Source organism: Pseudomonas migulae NBRC 103157, assembly GCF_002091715.1.
GTDB classification, from domain to species: Bacteria; Pseudomonadota; Gammaproteobacteria; order Pseudomonadales; family Pseudomonadaceae; genus Aquipseudomonas; species Aquipseudomonas migulae_A.
On sequence record NZ_BDAG01000002.1, the window covers coordinates 148,501 to 165,079 of the forward strand.

Sequence of the window (16,579 nt, forward strand, 5' to 3'; positions counted from 1 at the left end):
TGCTTAGCCCTGGCTAAGCGGAATTCTCAGTACCAGGCCATCCAGTTCCTCATACATTTTCACTTGGCAGCACAGGCGACTGTGCTCGTTGGGCTCCTGGGCGCCTTCGAGCATGAAGGCTTCATCACTGCTCCTGGCCGGCAAACGCGCCTGCCACTCGGGGTCGACATACACATGGCAGGTGGCGCAACTACAGGCGCCGCCACATTCGCCATAAATGCCAGGGACCATATTGTCGACGGCGATTTGCATCAGGGTTCGGCCGGGTTCGGCCTCAACGCAGTGCTCTGCATTAGAGCTTTCGATAAAAATCACTTTGGCCATGTTTCAACTTCCTGCTTCTTTGAAAGGCAACCGGCTGCCTCAAGCCGCCGGTAGCAACGACTTGAGGCTGATACTCTCATCCGCCAGTGCCTGGGGATCGACCTGAACGCGCTCGGCCACCATGCGCTTGGCAACCATAAAGTCCTGCGGGCGGTTAACCGCATCCACCGACAGCACGATGCCGTTGCGCAGATAAAAGGCGCTGAAAGACTCGCTCGCCAGATCACCTCGAAGTACCAACCGGTCATAACCCTGGGAGAGGCCAACCATCTGTAACTTGAGGTCGAACTGATCGGACCAGAACCAGGGCACAGCAACGTGGGGAATATCCTTGCCGCAGATCGAGTGCGCGGCGGTGCGCCCCTGCTCTTGGGCGCTGGGAACCGACTCGATTCGAATCAACCGGGTCAGGAAGCCGTTGACGTGGTTGGCGCAGTCACCCACAGCAAGAATGTCGGAGTCCCTGGTTCGCGCGAAGGTGTCAACAACGATGCCGTTATTGACCTCCAGGCCAGCAGAACGCGCCAACTCGTCGTTTGGCACAATGCCAATACCAACGATCACCAGGTCGACCTGGAGTTCGCTGCCATCGCTGAGTTGTACCGCCTCCACCTGCTGTTCACCGTGGAAGGCCTGCACGCTGATACCGGTACGAACATCCACACCACGGGTCCGGTGGGCTCGCTCGTAAAAGGCGGAAATTTCCGGCGCGGCCACCCGTGCCAGCACCCGGGGAGCGGCTTCTAGCACCGTCACCTGCAGGCCGTTTTTTATCCCCACCGAAGCCGCTTCCAGACCGATGTAGCCACCACCAATCACCAGCAGGTGTTTACCCTTGGCAAAGCCGCTTTGCAGCCGATCGATATCGGCCAGGGTGCGAATGTAATGCACATTAGATTTATCCGCCGCGGGGTCCGGCAATTTACGTGGACGGCCACCCGTGGCCAGTACCAGCTTGGTATAAGCCTGAATGCGCCCATCACTGAGCAGAATGTTTTTCTTTACCCGGTCGATGGCCAGCACCTGGGTGCCAATCCAGCATTCGACTTCCAATTTGTCGTAAGCGGCCGCGCTACGGATCAACAACGACTCGCGGCTGGCTTCGCCAGACAGATAGTTTTTCGACAAGGGCGGTCGCCGATACGGCAGCTCTGCCTCATCACCAATCAAAATAATGCGCCCGGCGTAAGCGTTCTGGCGCAATGCCGCCACCACTTCCGCCCCGGCATGGCCGGCGCCGACGATAACGGCAATTTCACGTGCTGAAGACATGCTCGGTACCCGATGAGATGGCTGTGGGTTTTTTCTCCAGTAGCCATGCTCGCTCGTCGCTGGTGCGGGTACATCGTCGTTTGCGACGATCTGGGTAGCTCAGGACGCAGGTTGTTTCGCGCCAGCTTGGAAGTCCGCCCTTGAGGTAGATGAGGTGCCAATTCGGACTTCGCCTTGCTCAACCTACGGATGGGCGATGCGCACCAATCCTTGGTCATGCAACGCGCCGAACTCGCTACTGCTCAACCCCAGCACATCCATCAACACCGCCTCAGTATCAGCACCTAATTGCGGTGCCGGCTGCGGCGAGCGATAGTGATCGTTGAAACGCAAGGGCATGCCGGGGGTGAGTACTTGGCCGATACCGGGCTGCTCCAACCGTTTGAACAACGGGTTTTGCTCGGAGCAGGACGGGTCGTCTTCAAGCAGGGTGCTGATGCTCTGGTAGTGGCTCCAGCACACACCGCTGTTTTCCAAGAGGGCGGTTATCTCTGCCAGAGTGCGGTCCGCCACCCAGGGGCTGATCAATGCGGCCAAGGCCTCACGGGCGTGAAAGCGCTCACCTTCGCGATTCAGGTCGACCTGCAGGAGTCGACCCAAGGCCGCCACCTGTTCGGTGATAGCCGTGACCTCGCAGAGGCTGCGCCACTGTTTGAGGGTCAGGCCAACCACCATAATGCGCTGCCCGTCACGGGTCACAAAATCGCGGCCAAAGGCGCCGAACAAATCATTGCCGTGGCGTTGCCGCTGTACGCCGCGCTGGGCTTCGGCAAGAAAACCCAAATGCCCCATTACGGCCAACGCCACATCTTCCAGCGCCAACTTCACCTGCTGACCAATGCCATGCCGGCTGCGCTGACGCTCAGCGGCAAGTAGCCCAACGGCCGCCATTTGCCCAGTGATCAGATCCCAGGCCGGCAGCACATGGTTGACCGCGCCATTGGCGTCCTGCGGGCCGGTAAGATAGGGCAAGCCAATGCGTGGATTAATCGTGTAATCAACCGCCGAGCCGCCATGGCGATCGCCCTGAATGGTCAACTGAATCAGGTCCGCACGCTGTGCACGCAGGGAGTCATAGTCTAACCAGCCTCGGGGTGGAAAATTGGTTAACAGCATGCCGGCGTCTATACCCGGCGCGGTGATCAGCGCCTGGGCCAATTCACGACCCTGAGGGTTGTTTATATCAATGGCCACCGAGCGTTTACCTTTGTTCAACCCGGCCCAGAAGAGGCTGGTATTGTCGTCGGTGACCGGCCAGCGGCGATAGTCCAGGCCACCGTCGAGGCCGTCGATGCGGATTACATCGGCCCCCATCTGCGCCAGGGTCATGCCACCTGACGGCGCGGCGACGAAGGCCGATACCTCGACCACGCGCATGCCCTTGAGAATAGCCTCGCCCATTAGGCGGCCTCGGCTTTGAGGGCTGCTTCCAACAGGCTGCGGCCAATCACTTTCAACGCCAGGGTTTCTTCGGCGCCCTCAAAAATCGACAGCACCCGTGCGTCAACAAAGTAGCGGCTCACCGCGACCTCCTCGGCATAGCCCATGCCGCCGTGAATTTGCAGGGATTCGCGTGTCACCAGTTCTGCGCTACGGCAGGCGAACAATTTCACCAGGCTGGCCTCCATACGGCCCTCGCCCTGAGCCAACATGCGACCCACCGAATAGGTGAGGTAGCGGCTAGCTACGTAACGTGCAGCCATTTTTGTCAGCTTGGCGCCGGTCAGTGGATAGTCCAACAGCGGGGAACCGAATACCTTGCGCTCTGTGGCATATCGCAGCCCTGCCAACAGTGCCGCACGCATTACGCCGCTGGCTCGTCCGGCGGTTTGCATGCGCCCCCCGGTCATCCCCGCCATGGTGTGGTAAAAGCCTTTGCCCAGGCCTTGGGCTTCGCCGATCACATTGCCGTCGGGAACAAAGAAATCCTCGAACGACAGATCAAACGAGTGCATTCCCCGATAGCCGATAGTGGGAATTGCCCGCCCGGTAAGGCTCCCTCCCCCGGGCTGGCGAAAATCAAATTCGTGACCGTCGTAACTAGGTTTTTCCGCCAGCAACAAACTCAGTCCGCGGTGTCCCAGGCTTTTGTCGGGATTAGTACGCGTGACCACCATCAGCACCCCTGCCTTCCCGGCAAAGGTACACCAGGTTTTCGCTCCATTCAGGCGCCAGCCGCCCTCGCAAGGAGTTCCCCGCAGGGTCAGGCCGGCCACATCGGAGCCGTAATCAGGTTCGGTAATTGCAATTGCGCACAACGGATCTCCCACAGCCAGTCGCGCAAGCCAGTGCTGCTTCTGGGACTCTGTGCCGCCGCTCAGCAGCGCTCGCGAGAGAATTTCCGGGCGAGTGATCAGGCTGCCCGCTGCAGCCAGTGAGGCCTGAGACAGCGCTTCGGTGACCACAATCATGGTCAACGGATCCTCCTGATCGTCTGGAGCGCTGCCGCCGTACCGCTCAGGAATGGACAGCCCGAAGACGCCCATATCGCGCAACGCCGCCAACAAACTGTCGGGGATGATGAGGTCCTCGCGATGAATGTGTTCGGCAAGTGGTGCCACTGTGTCAGCAGCGAAGCGGCGGAACTGATCCTCAATCATCGACAGTTCGTCCCCCATCGCCACCTGACCGATCTGCTCGGGGCGTTCGACCATTAGCCGCGCACTGTCATGAAGAGCAGTGCTAGATAAAACACTACGACGCAGTGCACGCAGCTTCTGGTCGGCAGCGATGGCATGCAGGGTGCCGTCGGCCAGGTCCAGCTCGGCATAAATAGCCTCCAGGCGGCTGTGCACCAGGGTGATCGCCTCAACAGCAAACACTAAAATCAGGCGCCGATCCACCGAACTGGTGCCGGCATCAATGGCCTGCAATGAACGCTCGGCGGCCAACAATTCGGCACTGGCCCAAGCCAGTTCGAACGTCGGTACTTGCATCAGGTCCAGCAGTTCAGCATCCAGTTGCCGACCCTTGGTGCAGCGTGAAGCCAAGGCACTGATGGCCTGCTCCAGTAGGCCGCGCAACTGTAACAACAGGCCCTGCACATCGTCGGCAGCAGTAATAGGCAACATAAGTCGAACTCCAAACATTATTTAGCTGGTAGTCGTTGGCAGTGGATGGCAGACATGTGGCGGGTCAGTAGTTCTCGGGCACGGGCTACGACCGGCGCGTCAATCATCTTCCCGCGGAAGGCAAAGGCCCCCCGGCCTTCGGCTTCGGCACAGACATGCTCGGCCAGCAGAGCGACGGTGTACTCGACCTCTGCTGCACTGGGGGAAAACACTTCGTTAAGCACTGCCACTTGCTCAGGATGAATGCAGAAGGCGCCGATCATTCCCAGCTGCCGCCCCAGTACGAGAGTCTGACGAAAACGTGGGATGTCACTGAAGTCGGCAATCGAGCCTGGAAAACCAAAGGGCAGAATTCCGGCACGCCGGCAGGCAAAGGCCACTTGCTGGTTGGGCCACAGTAAAGTCTCCGGCACAGGTTCCATTCCCGCGGACACGGAAAAGTCCTCCGGGCCCAGGCTCATCCCCATCAGCCGCGGGGAGGCCGTGGCAATTTCATCCAGTAATGGCAACGCCGCTACGTCTTCGATCTGCGCGAGGATCAGCGTTTGCCCCACGACCATACCGCGCTCGGCTTCCAAACGGTCCAGCTGCAAGGCCACCTGGCGTACCACCTCGGCAGAGGCCACTTTGGGCAGCACCACGGCGCAAACGGAGGGGCTGACGATTGCCTGCAAATCCAATAGACCACCGCCATCGGGCGCATTGATGCGCACCAATACCTCCAGACCATGGCTGGAGATGTTCTTTGCAGCACGACCGGCAGCATCGCGGGCTTGTTTTTTTTGTCCAGGCGCAACGCTGTCTTCGAGGTCGAGGATGCAGGCGTCGGCACCTCGTTCGTGGGCCTTTTCAGTGAACTTGCCAATATGTGCGGGAACGAACAGCAGCGAGCGCCACATTGGGAATACACGACTCATTGCGGCACCTCCACCTTGGCGGTGGCGATCATGGTGACAAAGCCATCCTGGTTTTGCGTCCACAGATCAACACTATCGCCACTTCGTTTACTGCAGAGCAACAAGTGGTCCGTATCGAACACCGGACGCACTGCGCGAAAACCGAAACTGGTTATACGTACCTCGGGCATTTGTACCGCCACCTGCTCGGCCAGCAAGGTAGCCAATAATGGGCCGTGTACCACCAGCGCCGGGTAATGCTCCTGCTGCATGGCGTAGTCGCGATCGTAGTGAATGCGGTGACCGTTGAAGGTCAGCGCGCTGTACCGAAATAGCAGCACCGGGTCAGGCTGGAATGGCTGCTGGCAATCAGCTGCTCCGGGGGCTGCTTCGCCGGACCGCAAGGAGCTGGGACCAACGGTCATTTCCCGATAAACCAGATGTTGCTTTTCCACCAGACATCGTTGTCCCTGCTGGCTGATCTGGTGCTCCAGGCCAACAAACACCAGACTCCCGGTTTTTCCCTCTTTCAGCTCAACAGAAGTGACTACAGAGCGCTGTTCGGCCAGTTCGCCAATGCGCAATGGTTGCTCACAGATGAATTCACCCGACGCCCACATACGCCGAGGCAAGGGTACCGGCGGCAGGAAGCCGCCAGTCTTGCCATGGCCGTCAACACCCAAGTCGCTATGCCGGGCGCAGTCATTGAAGTACAGCCATTGCCAGGTCGGAGGCAGCGCCTCGCCAAGCATGGAAACCTGTTCACGGTTCAACGCAGCGCTCAGTGCCTGGACCCCGAACGGCGTCAACAGCTCTTCACGCACACGCTCGCGGCCTATCCAGCCACGCAAGTATTCGATATCAATTTCGGCCATGGCGCGCTGTCTCTGCTGTCAATAACGAGAGGCCCAATGCAGCTCGCCGGGCCAACCAGGGGCTGGGGCGATAGCGCGGGTCACCGCTGAGCTCATGCATTCGAGTAAGGATGTCCATCACACGCTTACCGCCAATGGCATCGCCAAGGCTTAGCGGTCCTTGCGGGTAACCCAGACCAAGGCGCACCGCATCTTCGAGGTCAGCGACACTGGCAATACCCCTTTGAACAATATCCGCGGCGATATTGACGATCGTTGCCAACACTCGCTGGACAACGAAACCGCAGCTGTCGTTGATCACCGTCACCGGGTATTCCTGCGCGGCCAGCATGGCCCAGGCGGCATCGCGTACCTCTGGGCGAGTGACGCTGCTGAGCATCAGGGTGCGGTGGTTTGCCAGACCAGGCAGGGGGTCCACGGCCACCGTTCGGGTAGGGTCCAGACCGTGCACAGAGCAGTAACGCGAAACGTCATCGCCCCAGAACTGCACCAGCAATAAATCCGCCTCTTCGGGCTGGTTGTGCAGCGTCATGCCAACCTCCAGCACCAGACCTTGCAGGCGTTCGTACTCATCGGCAGCCGGGTCCACCCAGACCAGCATTTCGTGGTTGAGCGCAGGAACAACCCGGGGCGGTTCCAGCTGCTTTTTGAGGTTGTCGCAGTAGCGATACCAGCCTTCACCCGTCTTGCGTCCATAAAGGCCAGCCCCCAGACGCGGTGCTACCAGAGGCGATGGACGAAAGCGCGGCTCTTGGTAAAACTGCTGGTAGATCGACTCCATCACCTTGCCGGACACGTCCAGCCCGGTGAGATCGAGCAGTTCAAATGGCCCCATGCGAAAACCACCGGCTTCGCGCATCAAAGTGTCGATGTCCTGTACCGAGGCCACCTGTTCCTCAAGAATGCGCAAGCCTTCGGTGTATAGCCCGCGACCGGCATGATTAACCAGAAATCCCGGCTGGTCTTCGGCCACCACCGCGCGGTGACCCGCACCCTCTACAACCGACTGCAAGGCAGCGACAGTGGCGGGCGCAGTACGCACGGCGGCGATGATTTCGGCGACTTTCATCAGGGGGACCGGGTTGAAAAAGTGCAGTCCGGCCACGCGCTCAGGGTGGCGGCAACCGGCGGCGATATCAGCGACCATCAGCGAAGACGTATTGCTGGCCAGGATCGCCGTATCGCCGAGCACCGTTTCCAATGCATGGAACAACTCTCGCTTGACCCCGAGGTCCTCCACCACCGCTTCAATGGCCAGGTCGCAACCGGCCAAGTCTTCGATCTGCGTGCAGGCGGACATGCGCGCGATAATCGTGTCGCCTTGCTCACGGCTGTAACGCTCTTTGCTGACTGCCCTGTCAATCAGGTCACGGACAAACTCAATGGCACTCTGCGCCGCGCCCTCGGCGGCGTCATAACAACGTACCGGGTGACCGGCCTGGGCGAATAACTGAACGATTCCGCGGCCCATGGTGCCGGCGCCGATCACGGCGATGCTGTGGATGCTCATGCTTAGTTTCCTGTGTAGCGCGGCGGGCGTTTGTCGAGGAATGCGCGCATGCCTTCGGTTTTGTCCGACGTGTCGAACAGCAATAGGAATTCGCGATTCTCCAAGGCCAGTGCAACATCCAGCGATTGGTCGGCCCCCAGCGTCAGCACACGCTTGATGGCTCGAAGGGCCTTGGGCGGCATCTTTGCCGCCGCTTGAGCGAGAACGATGGCGCGTGCCAGGGCTGTGCCCTCCGTTACCAACTCACTGACCAACCCCAATTGACTAGCGCGCTCGGCGTTGAGCAACTCACCCGTCATCAGCATCAGGCTGGCCACTGGCTTACCCACTGCACGCAGTAAGCGCTGAGTACCACCAGCGCCAGGCATAATGCCCACCCGCGCCTCGGGCTGACCGAAACGCGCCGAACTGTCGGCGACCAGGACGTCGCACATCATCGCCAACTCGCAGCCCGCTCCCAAGGCAACACCGCTGACCGCCGCAATCAGCGGTTTCTGACTTTTCGCCACAGGCGCCCAGTACTGGCCAAGGTCCAGCTCCGCCACTTGTTGTGCGCCTTTGTCCACCAGCAGATTGAGGTCGGCACCAGCGGCAAACACGCTGTCACCCCCGGTAATCACGATCACCGCCACACCGTTGTCACGCTCAAGTTCCTGCATGGCGCTGGCGATGGCGGCACGCATGCCGAGGTCCAGAGCATTGCGCTTTTCAACACGGTTCAGACGCAATATGGCCACCGCGCCATTTCGCTCTACCACCACCGGTGTGCTCATACCGGGTAGTCCACGGTGCAGGTGAACTGCGGCTCGCGCTTTTCGGCAAAGGCGGCAAAGCCTTCGCGAAAATCGGCACCGAGCAAAAGCACCGCTTGGTCGTCCTCCTCGCGCTGCAACTCTTCAGCCAAGCTCGCCGCCGGATGATCCAGACGATTTTTCATTCGAGAAAACGCGTTGCGCGGCAAAAGACTCATCCTTCTCGCCAGGCTGACTGCCGAGTCCATCACATTCAGGCCAACACACTCATCTGCCAGGCCCGCGGCCACGGCCTCCTCGGCGGATATGTATTGGCCCCGGGTCAGCATGCGCTTCGCTTCGGCGACACCCACTCGCGCAGGGAGCGTTCGCAACAACCCCCAATCGGGAGTGAGGCCCAACCTCAGAAAAGGAAACAGAAACTGAGTCTTGGTGCCGGTGAGCACAACGTCTCCCAGCAACGCCAGGCCAACCCCCGCGCCTGCGCAGATGCCTTCTACCGCCGATATGACAGGCTTTGGAAATTGCCCCAACAAACGACAGAGCTCATGGATGTGCTTCATTCGCGCACGCGCATCAGACTCGTCCAGATTGGCCATGGTCGCGATGTCGCCGCCAGCGGAAAACATCCCTCCAACACCGCCCAAGACAATGGCGTGACAAGCCGCTTGCTCACGCGCCTCAGTCAACGCTTCGATGAGTGACTGCCGTACGTCATGGTTTATCGCATTGCGCTTCTCGGGACGGTTAATCAGCAACCGTCGGACGCCGGGTACGGGATCATCAATCAGGATGGCCATCAGTCTTCTTCTCTACCAATGATGGAAATCGAGCACACGTTCTGTGATGGCTGCCCGCCCAGGTTGTGAATCAACCCCGTGCGCGGGTCTGGCAACTGCCGCGGACCGGCGCGCCCCTTTAGCTGCAAGTAGATTTCGTAGAGCATGCGGATCCCGCTGGCCCCGACCGGGTGGCCGAAGCACTTGAGACCGCCGTCAATCTGGCAAGGCACTCGGCCTTCGGCGTCGAAGGCGCCATCCAGTACGTCGCGCACCGCCATACCAGGTTCCGAGAGGAACAGGTCCTCCATGGTCACCAGTTCGGTGATGGAAAAGCAGTCGTGCACTTCGGTCAGACTGATCTGCTCGCGTGGCCGGGTGATGCCTGCTTCGGCGTAGGCTTTCCTGGCGGCAATGCGGGTGGTATGCACATAGCTCCCGTCCCACCCATTGCCCTGCATTTCCCATCCGTTGGACACCGCCACTTGCAGGGCCTTGAAGGTGACCAGGTCGGTCTTGCCCATGGCCCTGGCAATGTCAGGCCGGGTGACGATCACTGCCGCCGCCCCATCGGAAACCCCACAGCAATCAAACAAGCCCAATGGCTCAGCAATGATCGGCGCCTTCAGGCACTGCTCTTCAGTGATGATTTTGCGCAGGTGCGCCTTGGGATTTTTGGCACCGTTGGCGTGGCTTTTGACCGATACGTGAGCGATGGCACGTTTGAGTAACTGCGGATCAACGTTAAAGCGCGCCTGGTAAGCCGAGGCCAGTTGAGCAAAGTTGGCCGGGGCCACGGCGCCGGGATACCACTGTGGAATATAGGTCCCGACGGTTGCCACCGGCAGGCCGCCGTAGCCGGTGTCTTTCAGCTTTTCCACGCCCAGGGCCAAGGCGATATCGCAGGCACCGGATGCCACCGCATATACCGCCGCGCGAATGGCTTCCGAACCGCCGGCACAGAAGTTTTCTACCCGGGTTACGCCAATGTTCGGCAACCGCAGGGCAATGCTCATCGGTGTACCACCACGGCCGGTGCCCACATCCTCCATATGGGTGGAGAACCAGGCCGCGTCGATTTGCTCCGGAGAAATACCGGCATCAGCCATGGCTTCACTGTAGGCCTCGACCATCAAATCTTCCGGGCTGGCGTCCCAGCGCTCGCCGAAGCGGCAGCAGCCCATGCCAAGAATTGCAACTTTGTCTTTGATACCAATGGGCATGACGACTTACTCCAACGGCGCTTGTGGCGCAGGGGTGTGAACGGGGGTGGCTTTCCAGAAATAGCGTTTGAAACCGCGCAGGTCGTCGATGTCTTTGATGCGAAAGACCATCTCCACCTCGAGCGCGGTCTGCACTTCGCCTTTGGCGACGTCGGTGAACTCCATCAGGATGCGACCGCCCCCCTCGAAGTCGATTTGCCCGTAGTGATGGGGCGGCGCCATATAGGACGACAGCGACTCGGCGGACCAGCTCAGCACCCTGCCAAGGCGGTCAGCCAAGGGATGGGCGTCCTGAGTATCCAGGGCGGCAGCATCGGGGGTATAGGTCAGCCGTGAGGGTGGGAAATGCACGTCACCACTCACACGGCAACGTCCAGCCACGAGGCCGAGAATGGCGCGACGATGGCGATAGGCAGTGCTCAACGCGGTTTTTTTGTCTTGCTCACCGCGCACGCCACGTTCCAGTTGCAGTTGGCCTTTGTAGGTGAGAAAGCGCGTGTAGCTGAGCTCTTCACGGCCGCGGGTCAGCCAGCCAGACACACCACGGCGAACAGCGAAGTGTTTGATTTCATCGGTCACCCGTAGCACTACGGCGCGGGCACCGCTGCCGAATTGGGCGAGCACGATTACCTGCCCCGGCTCGGCGCTTTCCAGTACTTTGGCCAGCAACAACAGGCCATGGCCGACGCCGGTGTTACCCACTTCCAGCGCCAGGCCATCGACTACCGCTTCGGCAGGAATGCCGCAGGCCTGGGCCAGTTGCGCATCCATCTTCGCCAGCGAGGTGGGGAAGATAAAATGCGCCACTGCTTCAGCGTCTACGCCACTGTCGCTCAGGGCACGTTTGATCACTTGGGGCATGCAGCGGCTAACGCCTTCATCACGCACCCAGCGTTCTTCACCGTAGTAATCGATCTCCCGGCCAGTGAGGCGGAAGTGGTCGATAAAATCGACGCTCAACGCCGCTTGGCCGAGCACTTCAGCGATCACCTGTTCACGACCGAACAACAGCGCGGCAGCGCCATCGCCGTAGTCCAGCTCCTGCGCGCTGGCGGCGCGGGTACGGCGATTGTCGGCCGCTGTCAGCAACACCGTGCCCGGGGCGCTGGCGGCACTGGCCAAGGCTTGGGAAAAGCCGGCCAGGGCGGCGCACTGCGAGCCAGTGACGTCGCTGGCGCCGGTGTACTCATCCAGGTTTAGCGCTTCGGCAACCACTGCCGCGTTGAGGCGCTCGGCAAACGGTAGTGTGCACGAGGCGAGAATCACCTCGCGCACTCTGCCTTGCAGATCCTGACCACCCAAGGCATCGCGGGCAGCCGCCACCGCCATGGTGATGCTGTCTTCATCCCAGTTGGCCATGGCGCGATGGCCACGGGCTTTGCCTTTAAGCTCGGGGGCGTACCAGGCATTGGCCGTCACCACGGCTTGCCGGTTCAAACGCAGGCGCGGGATATAGGCGCCAAATCCGGTGATACCGATGCTCACAATGCAGTCCTCATGTTGGGTTCCAGTGCTGGCGTAAAAATGTGCCGATGCAGGCGATGGCCGCGCGCGCGTCCACCAGCTCGGCGGCAAATTGTTGGAAGACGTGGATCATTAGCGGCCATACCTGCAGCTCAACCGCAACCCCGGCTGCACGGGCTTTGGCGGCAAACAGAATGCTGTCGTCCAGACCGGTTTCGCGGTCGCCGACTTGCAGCAGCAACGGCGGCAAACCAGTCAGCTCGCCATGCAGCGGCGAAGCCAGGGGGTTGAGCGGATCGCCGTCCTTCCCCAGATATTGCGCGGCCAGGGCGACAATCATCGGGCGTTGGTGAATGGGGTCAGCCTCGGCGCGGGTCTGGTAGCTTTCGCCACTGGCGCTAAGGTCGGTCCAAGCCGACAGCAACACAGCGGCGGCCGGCAGCGGGCGACCTTTGTCGCGCAGGGCCAGCAAGGTCGCGGCAGCCAACCCGCCACCTGCGGAGTCCCCGGCGATGGCCAGTTGATTGGGCTCGAAACCCTGGGCCACCAGCCAATCGTAGACCGCGAGCACATCAAGCAGGGGTTCGGGAAAACCGTGCTCGGGCAAGAGGCGATAATCGACGCCCAGCACCCGGCAACCCGCGGCCTCAGAGAGGCGCACCATCAGATCATGGTGGGAGATGAGTGAGCCCATCTTGAATCCGCCGCCATGCAGGTAAATCAATACCTGCTGCTCAGCGGCGCCGGGCGCTTTGATCCAACGCACCGGTACGCCGTTGGCACTGGCGTCCTGGGTTTCACACGTCAGCTCATCGGCCCAGAACAAGTCATCCCAATCGCGGCGCAGGGTTTCAATCGGCGTGTGCCGATGCCAGCGGCCGTACACAGTCTGGATGCGGGTGATTACCCGCTCCACCGCTTCGTTTTGGCCGCTCATCAGCAACCCATCCCGCCAGAGACACCAAGGGTTTCGCCGGTAATAAAACTGGCTTCACGACTGGCGAGAAACACCACAGCCGCCGCCACTTCATCCGGCTCGCCCAAGCGCCCCACCAGGGTGGACGCCTTCATAGCCGCCAACAGTTTTTCACCACCAGCGTCGAGGGCTTTGCGCAGCAACGGCGTATCCACCGGACCTGGCGCGACCACGTTGACGGTGATGCCGTAGCGGGCATTTTCCCGGGCAATGGATTTACTGAAGGCGATCACGCCGCCTTTGGCAGCGGCATACACCGCGCCGCCTTTGGAGCCCTGACGACCGGCCTCGGAACCGACATTGATAATTCGCCCGTAACCAGCCGCCTGCATCGCCGGCAGCGCGGCGTGGGTAGCGGCAAATACGCCTTCAAGGTTGACCGCCAACAAGTAGCGCCACTGCTCCACCGTGGTTTTGGTGAAGAAATCGTGCTGGTCGTAGCCGGCGTTGTTTACCAATATTTCGAAAGGACCCAGCGTGCTCACCACGCGCTGTACTTCAAGAAGGTCGGTAACATCCAGGCGAACGGCCAGACCGCCCACTTCATCGGCCAGCCGCTCGGCGCTGATCATATCCTGCGCTGCAATCACGACCTTGGCGCCCTCGGCCGCCAGGCGCCGCACGATGGCTTCTCCAATACCTTTGGAACCGCCGGTGACGAAGGCACGCTGACCAGTCAATGTACGCATGGTCATTGCCCCTCGAACTGGGCGGTGCGTTTTTCGATGACCGCCGCCAAGCCTTCACGCACATCAAGGGTGCGGCACAGTGCGGCAACGGTACGGCTTTCTTCCGGCATAGCGGCATCGACGCCAAGACCAACGCCCGTCCACAGCAAACGTTTTGTCGCAGCCAAAGCACGTGGTGCACCCTCGGCCATTTGTTGGGCGTAGGCCATGGCAGCAGCCTGCAACTCAGCGTCAGCAACGACCTGGCTGATCAAGCCCAATGAGAGCGCTTCCGGGGCTTTCACCACCGGGTTCATCAGCAACATTTCCGTGGCCTTGCGCGGCCCCACCAGGCGCGGCAAGGTCACCGACAAACCAGCGTCCGGCGCCATGGCCACGCGAGTGGCACCGGCAAGAAACCTGGCTGACTCACCCGCAATGACCACATCCGCCGCACACACCAGGCCCATGCCGCCACCACCCGCGGCAAAGCCCTGCACAGCGGCAATAACCGGTGCATCCAGATGGATCATGGCGCTGATGGCGGCTTGTAAATACACGGTGGCCTGGCGGATATATTCCGGCAGTTCATCACCCTTTCCGGCAAAGGTATGCACATCGCCACCGGCACAGAAGTTCGCGCCCGCCCCGGTGAGCAACACCACACGCACACGCCGTTCGCCATGGCAACGCATCAGCGCGGCAATTAGGTCTTGCAGAGTGGGAATATCCAGACCATTGGCGGCGTCCGGACGATTCAGGTGCAAGTGGGCAACGCCGCCATGCAAGCTCAGCAGCACGGTGCCGGAGGTGATCAACAGTTCAGGCTGGCTCATCAATGGGCACTCAAATCAGGAAAGACAGGGTGTAGAGGGCTTTGTCGTTGTTGACCAACACCACCTTTTTGCGGGCCATGCGCAGGCCGACTGCTTCACGGCGCAGCAGGTATTCATTGCGGGTACACCAGACGGTTTCAGCGCGCAGGTTGGACTCGAAGACCATGGCGTTGGCAGCCACGCGAATTTCGTTGCCACTGGTTTCAATGATTTCCACATTGGACAACACGCGACCCAGGCGCGAACGCGGCGACTGGGTGTGGCGCTTGCCGGTGTGGAATTGTTTGATGCGCAGGGAAATGCGCGAGCGGTTGTCGTAGATGATCGACATCTGCGTTTCCGGGTCGATGTCATCGCCATTGGCCGGCACCCAGTACACACCGTCGCTGGTCCACAGTGCTTCCCACTCGTCGTACTCGTGGGTGTCCTGCAGGCGCGCTTCAAGGAACAGGAACTGGCTGATTTCGTTGACCAGCGCCAATTCCGAAGTGATTGTTTCACTCATTTATTGCGCCTCCATCAGCGAGCGGTAGTGGGCCCAGATACCACGGGTGGTGACCTCGTCGGTGGCGTCGCCAATCAGGAAACCGTCGGCATCGCGGCGTTCGCGAGCCAGGCCACGACCGAGGTAATTCCATTCCGGACTACGGGTGTTAACGCCGCGCTGAGTGCGCTCGTACATCTCCGAGTCATCAGCCAGCAGGAAGCCGGCCGGCCCTACAGAGCCCATGGTTTGTTGGCGCAGGCGGCGGTTGAGGTCCGGCGCGCCTTTGAATTGCAGAGCGGTGACGTGCTGAACGGTTTCGTCTACCGCGACAGCCTGAATCACGAAGATCTGGATTTCGGCGATAAACAGGTTGGGGAAAATCATGATGTGCGGCGTGCCGTCGATCATGATCTGGTTGGCTTTTTCCTCACCGTAGGCGGCCCGCATCTTGGCCACATATTCGGGCACACGCTCCTCCGTGGTCCCGAACCACCCCATGGGTTTGCCTATCCGGCGAAACTCGGGGCGCAGGTCGATTTCGGTATGCCCATCGCCCATGTCGCGGGCGACGGCGGTAGAGTCGGCGCTGTACAGATCGCCAATGCCACTGGAGGCCACGTCGAAAATCGAGGCGTGCACGAACTGCGGGTGGTACCCGTCAGTTTCGTTCTCCACCAGGAATTTCCAGTTGGACTTGGCTTTGTGCTGCAAGAAGCCGGCAGTGATTTCCACCTCGCCTTCGGGTGAGGTCATCACCAACGCATCCAGCGCAGCGCGGGCTGCGCCGAGATGCTCCTCCAAACTCGAGCCTTCTTCAGCCATGCTGCCGAATACAAAACCTTGGTAAATACCGACACGGGCGACTTTGCTCATGCCCAGCTGGCTTCGATCCGCGCCTTCGTAACCGGCAGCAAAAGGAAAGCCGCGCAGGTTACCGTTGTTGGCGAAGGTCCAGCCGTGGTACGGGCAGGTAAAGGAGCCACGGTTACCGCGATGCTCCAGACACACCTGATTGCCCCGGTGCGGGCAGCGATTGAGCAGCAGGTTGATCTGCCCATCGCGATCGCGGGTCATGATCACCGATTGCGGACCAATCGACTTCAGGGCGAAGTCATTGGCATTGGGCACTTCGCTGACATGGCCGACATAGACCCAAGTGCGATACCAGATTTTTTCCAGCTCTTGCTGAAATACCTGCTCGTCTGTGTACAGCGAGCCATGCACCCGATCGGTCTGGATCAGGTTGCTCCAATCATGGGCGGAGATTGCCGTCGTCATCGCAAACCTCGAGAGTAAAAAAGACTCAACGCTTCTTACTCTAGGGATGCGGGGGTCGAGACCAATCGTCGTTTTGGACGAAATTTCGTTCGCAGGTACTGGTTAGCAGACACTTGCAGGTCGAGATGGAATCGCAATACCGCGCCACCTCTTCCCACAACAAAGCGC

General features: G+C 60.4%; 16 protein-coding genes. All 16 read right to left on the reverse strand.

Going from position 1 to position 16,579, the window contains the following annotated elements:
• Nucleotides 1-3: 3 nt before the first annotated feature.
• On the reverse strand, nt 4-324 hold the full coding sequence (locus tag PMI01S_RS02820; protein ID WP_084317933.1) for a 2Fe-2S iron-sulfur cluster-binding protein: 321 nt from the start codon (nt 322-324) through the stop codon (nt 4-6).
• Between the two features lie 39 nt (nt 325-363).
• Nucleotides 364-1,596 carry an NAD(P)/FAD-dependent oxidoreductase gene (locus tag PMI01S_RS02825; RefSeq protein ID WP_084317934.1) on the reverse strand — a complete coding sequence of 411 codons (1,233 nt, stop codon included), beginning with the start codon at nt 1,594-1,596 and terminating at the stop codon, nt 364-366.
• A gap of 183 nt (nt 1,597-1,779) precedes the next feature.
• The gene (locus PMI01S_RS02830) at nt 1,780-2,997 is read right to left on the reverse strand and encodes a CoA transferase (RefSeq protein ID WP_084317935.1); all 1,218 of its coding nucleotides are present in this window, start codon (nt 2,995-2,997) and stop codon (nt 1,780-1,782) included.
• Nucleotides 2,997-4,667 carry an acyl-CoA dehydrogenase family protein gene (locus PMI01S_RS02835; RefSeq protein ID WP_084317936.1) on the reverse strand — a complete coding sequence of 557 codons (1,671 nt, stop codon included), beginning with the start codon at nt 4,665-4,667 and terminating at the stop codon, nt 2,997-2,999. The genes PMI01S_RS02830 and PMI01S_RS02835 overlap by 1 nt, the downstream gene beginning before the upstream one ends.
• A gap of 17 nt (nt 4,668-4,684) precedes the next feature.
• A complete protein-coding gene (locus PMI01S_RS02840; RefSeq protein WP_084317937.1) occupies nt 4,685-5,584 on the reverse strand; it encodes an HpcH/HpaI aldolase/citrate lyase family protein in 900 nt (299 codons plus the stop codon).
• A complete protein-coding gene (locus PMI01S_RS02845) occupies nt 5,581-6,438 on the reverse strand; it encodes an HTD2 family dehydratase (protein ID WP_084317938.1) in 858 nt (285 codons plus the stop codon). The genes PMI01S_RS02840 and PMI01S_RS02845 overlap by 4 nt, the downstream gene beginning before the upstream one ends.
• The gene (locus PMI01S_RS02850) at nt 6,425-7,948 is read right to left on the reverse strand and encodes a 3-hydroxyacyl-CoA dehydrogenase (protein ID WP_084317939.1); all 1,524 of its coding nucleotides are present in this window, start codon (nt 7,946-7,948) and stop codon (nt 6,425-6,427) included. Before PMI01S_RS02850 ends, PMI01S_RS02845 begins: the two co-directional genes overlap by 14 nt.
• Nucleotides 7,949-7,950: 2 nt before the next feature.
• Nucleotides 7,951-8,721 (reverse strand): enoyl-CoA hydratase-related protein, encoded by a 771-nt coding sequence (locus PMI01S_RS02855; protein WP_084317940.1) that lies wholly within the window; start codon nt 8,719-8,721, stop codon nt 7,951-7,953.
• Nucleotides 8,718-9,500: an enoyl-CoA hydratase/isomerase family protein gene (locus PMI01S_RS02860; protein WP_084317941.1), complete on the reverse strand. Its 783-nt coding sequence runs from the start codon at nt 9,498-9,500 to the stop codon at nt 8,718-8,720. Before PMI01S_RS02860 ends, PMI01S_RS02855 begins: the two co-directional genes overlap by 4 nt.
• Complete coding sequence (locus tag PMI01S_RS02865; protein ID WP_084317942.1) at nt 9,500-10,702, reverse strand: acetyl-CoA acetyltransferase; 1,203 nt, start codon at nt 10,700-10,702, stop codon at nt 9,500-9,502. Before PMI01S_RS02865 ends, PMI01S_RS02860 begins: the two co-directional genes overlap by 1 nt.
• A 6-nt stretch (nt 10,703-10,708) precedes the next feature.
• On the reverse strand, nt 10,709-12,187 hold the full coding sequence (locus PMI01S_RS02870; protein ID WP_208603344.1) for a hydroxymethylglutaryl-CoA synthase family protein: 1,479 nt from the start codon (nt 12,185-12,187) through the stop codon (nt 10,709-10,711).
• 10 nt (nt 12,188-12,197) lie between these two features.
• A complete protein-coding gene (locus PMI01S_RS02875) occupies nt 12,198-13,103 on the reverse strand; it encodes an alpha/beta hydrolase fold domain-containing protein (protein WP_084317943.1) in 906 nt (301 codons plus the stop codon).
• Nucleotides 13,103-13,831: an SDR family NAD(P)-dependent oxidoreductase gene (locus PMI01S_RS02880; protein WP_084318054.1), complete on the reverse strand. Its 729-nt coding sequence runs from the start codon at nt 13,829-13,831 to the stop codon at nt 13,103-13,105. The genes PMI01S_RS02875 and PMI01S_RS02880 overlap by 1 nt, the downstream gene beginning before the upstream one ends.
• Nucleotides 13,832-13,833: 2 nt before the next feature.
• Nucleotides 13,834-14,646, reverse strand: coding sequence for an enoyl-CoA hydratase/isomerase family protein (locus PMI01S_RS02885; RefSeq protein WP_084317944.1), 813 nt, complete (start codon nt 14,644-14,646; stop codon nt 13,834-13,836).
• 10 nt (nt 14,647-14,656) lie between these two features.
• Nucleotides 14,657-15,151, reverse strand: a complete 495-nt coding sequence (locus PMI01S_RS02890) for an aromatic-ring-hydroxylating dioxygenase subunit beta (protein WP_084317945.1) — start codon at nt 15,149-15,151, stop codon at nt 14,657-14,659.
• Nucleotides 15,152-16,411: an aromatic ring-hydroxylating oxygenase subunit alpha gene (locus PMI01S_RS02895; RefSeq protein WP_084317946.1), complete on the reverse strand. Its 1,260-nt coding sequence runs from the start codon at nt 16,409-16,411 to the stop codon at nt 15,152-15,154.
• Nucleotides 16,412-16,579 lie beyond the last annotated feature (168 nt).

Bases quoted from the DNA above. Each gene is read 5' to 3' on its own strand.
- PMI01S_RS02885 (WP_084317944.1), bottom strand. From the start codon at position 14,646: ATGAGCCAGCCTGAACTGTTGATCACCTCCGGCACCGTGCTGCTGAGC.
- PMI01S_RS02895 (WP_084317946.1), bottom strand. From the start codon at position 16,411: ATGACGACGGCAATCTCCGCCCATGATTGGAGCAACCTGATCCAGACC.
- PMI01S_RS02875 (WP_084317943.1), bottom strand. From the start codon at position 13,103: ATGAGCGGCCAAAACGAAGCGGTGGAGCGGGTAATCACCCGCATCCAG.
- PMI01S_RS02860 (WP_084317941.1), bottom strand. From the start codon at position 9,500: ATGGCCATCCTGATTGATGATCCCGTACCCGGCGTCCGACGGTTGCTG.
- PMI01S_RS02845 (WP_084317938.1), bottom strand. From the start codon at position 6,438: ATGGCCGAAATTGATATCGAATACTTGCGTGGCTGGATAGGCCGCGAG.
- PMI01S_RS02840 (WP_084317937.1), bottom strand. From the start codon at position 5,584: ATGAGTCGTGTATTCCCAATGTGGCGCTCGCTGCTGTTCGTTCCCGCA.
- PMI01S_RS02820 (WP_084317933.1), bottom strand. From the start codon at position 324: ATGGCCAAAGTGATTTTTATCGAAAGCTCTAATGCAGAGCACTGCGTT.
- PMI01S_RS02880 (WP_084318054.1), bottom strand. From the start codon at position 13,831: ATGCGTACATTGACTGGTCAGCGTGCCTTCGTCACCGGCGGTTCCAAA.
- PMI01S_RS02825 (WP_084317934.1), bottom strand. From the start codon at position 1,596: ATGTCTTCAGCACGTGAAATTGCCGTTATCGTCGGCGCCGGCCATGCC.
- PMI01S_RS02890 (WP_084317945.1), bottom strand. From the start codon at position 15,151: ATGAGTGAAACAATCACTTCGGAATTGGCGCTGGTCAACGAAATCAGC.
- PMI01S_RS02830 (WP_084317935.1), bottom strand. From the start codon at position 2,997: ATGGGCGAGGCTATTCTCAAGGGCATGCGCGTGGTCGAGGTATCGGCC.
- PMI01S_RS02850 (WP_084317939.1), bottom strand. From the start codon at position 7,948: ATGAGCATCCACAGCATCGCCGTGATCGGCGCCGGCACCATGGGCCGC.
- PMI01S_RS02835 (WP_084317936.1), bottom strand. From the start codon at position 4,667: ATGTTGCCTATTACTGCTGCCGACGATGTGCAGGGCCTGTTGTTACAG.
- PMI01S_RS02855 (WP_084317940.1), bottom strand. From the start codon at position 8,721: ATGAGCACACCGGTGGTGGTAGAGCGAAATGGCGCGGTGGCCATATTG.
- PMI01S_RS02865 (WP_084317942.1), bottom strand. From the start codon at position 10,702: ATGCCCATTGGTATCAAAGACAAAGTTGCAATTCTTGGCATGGGCTGC.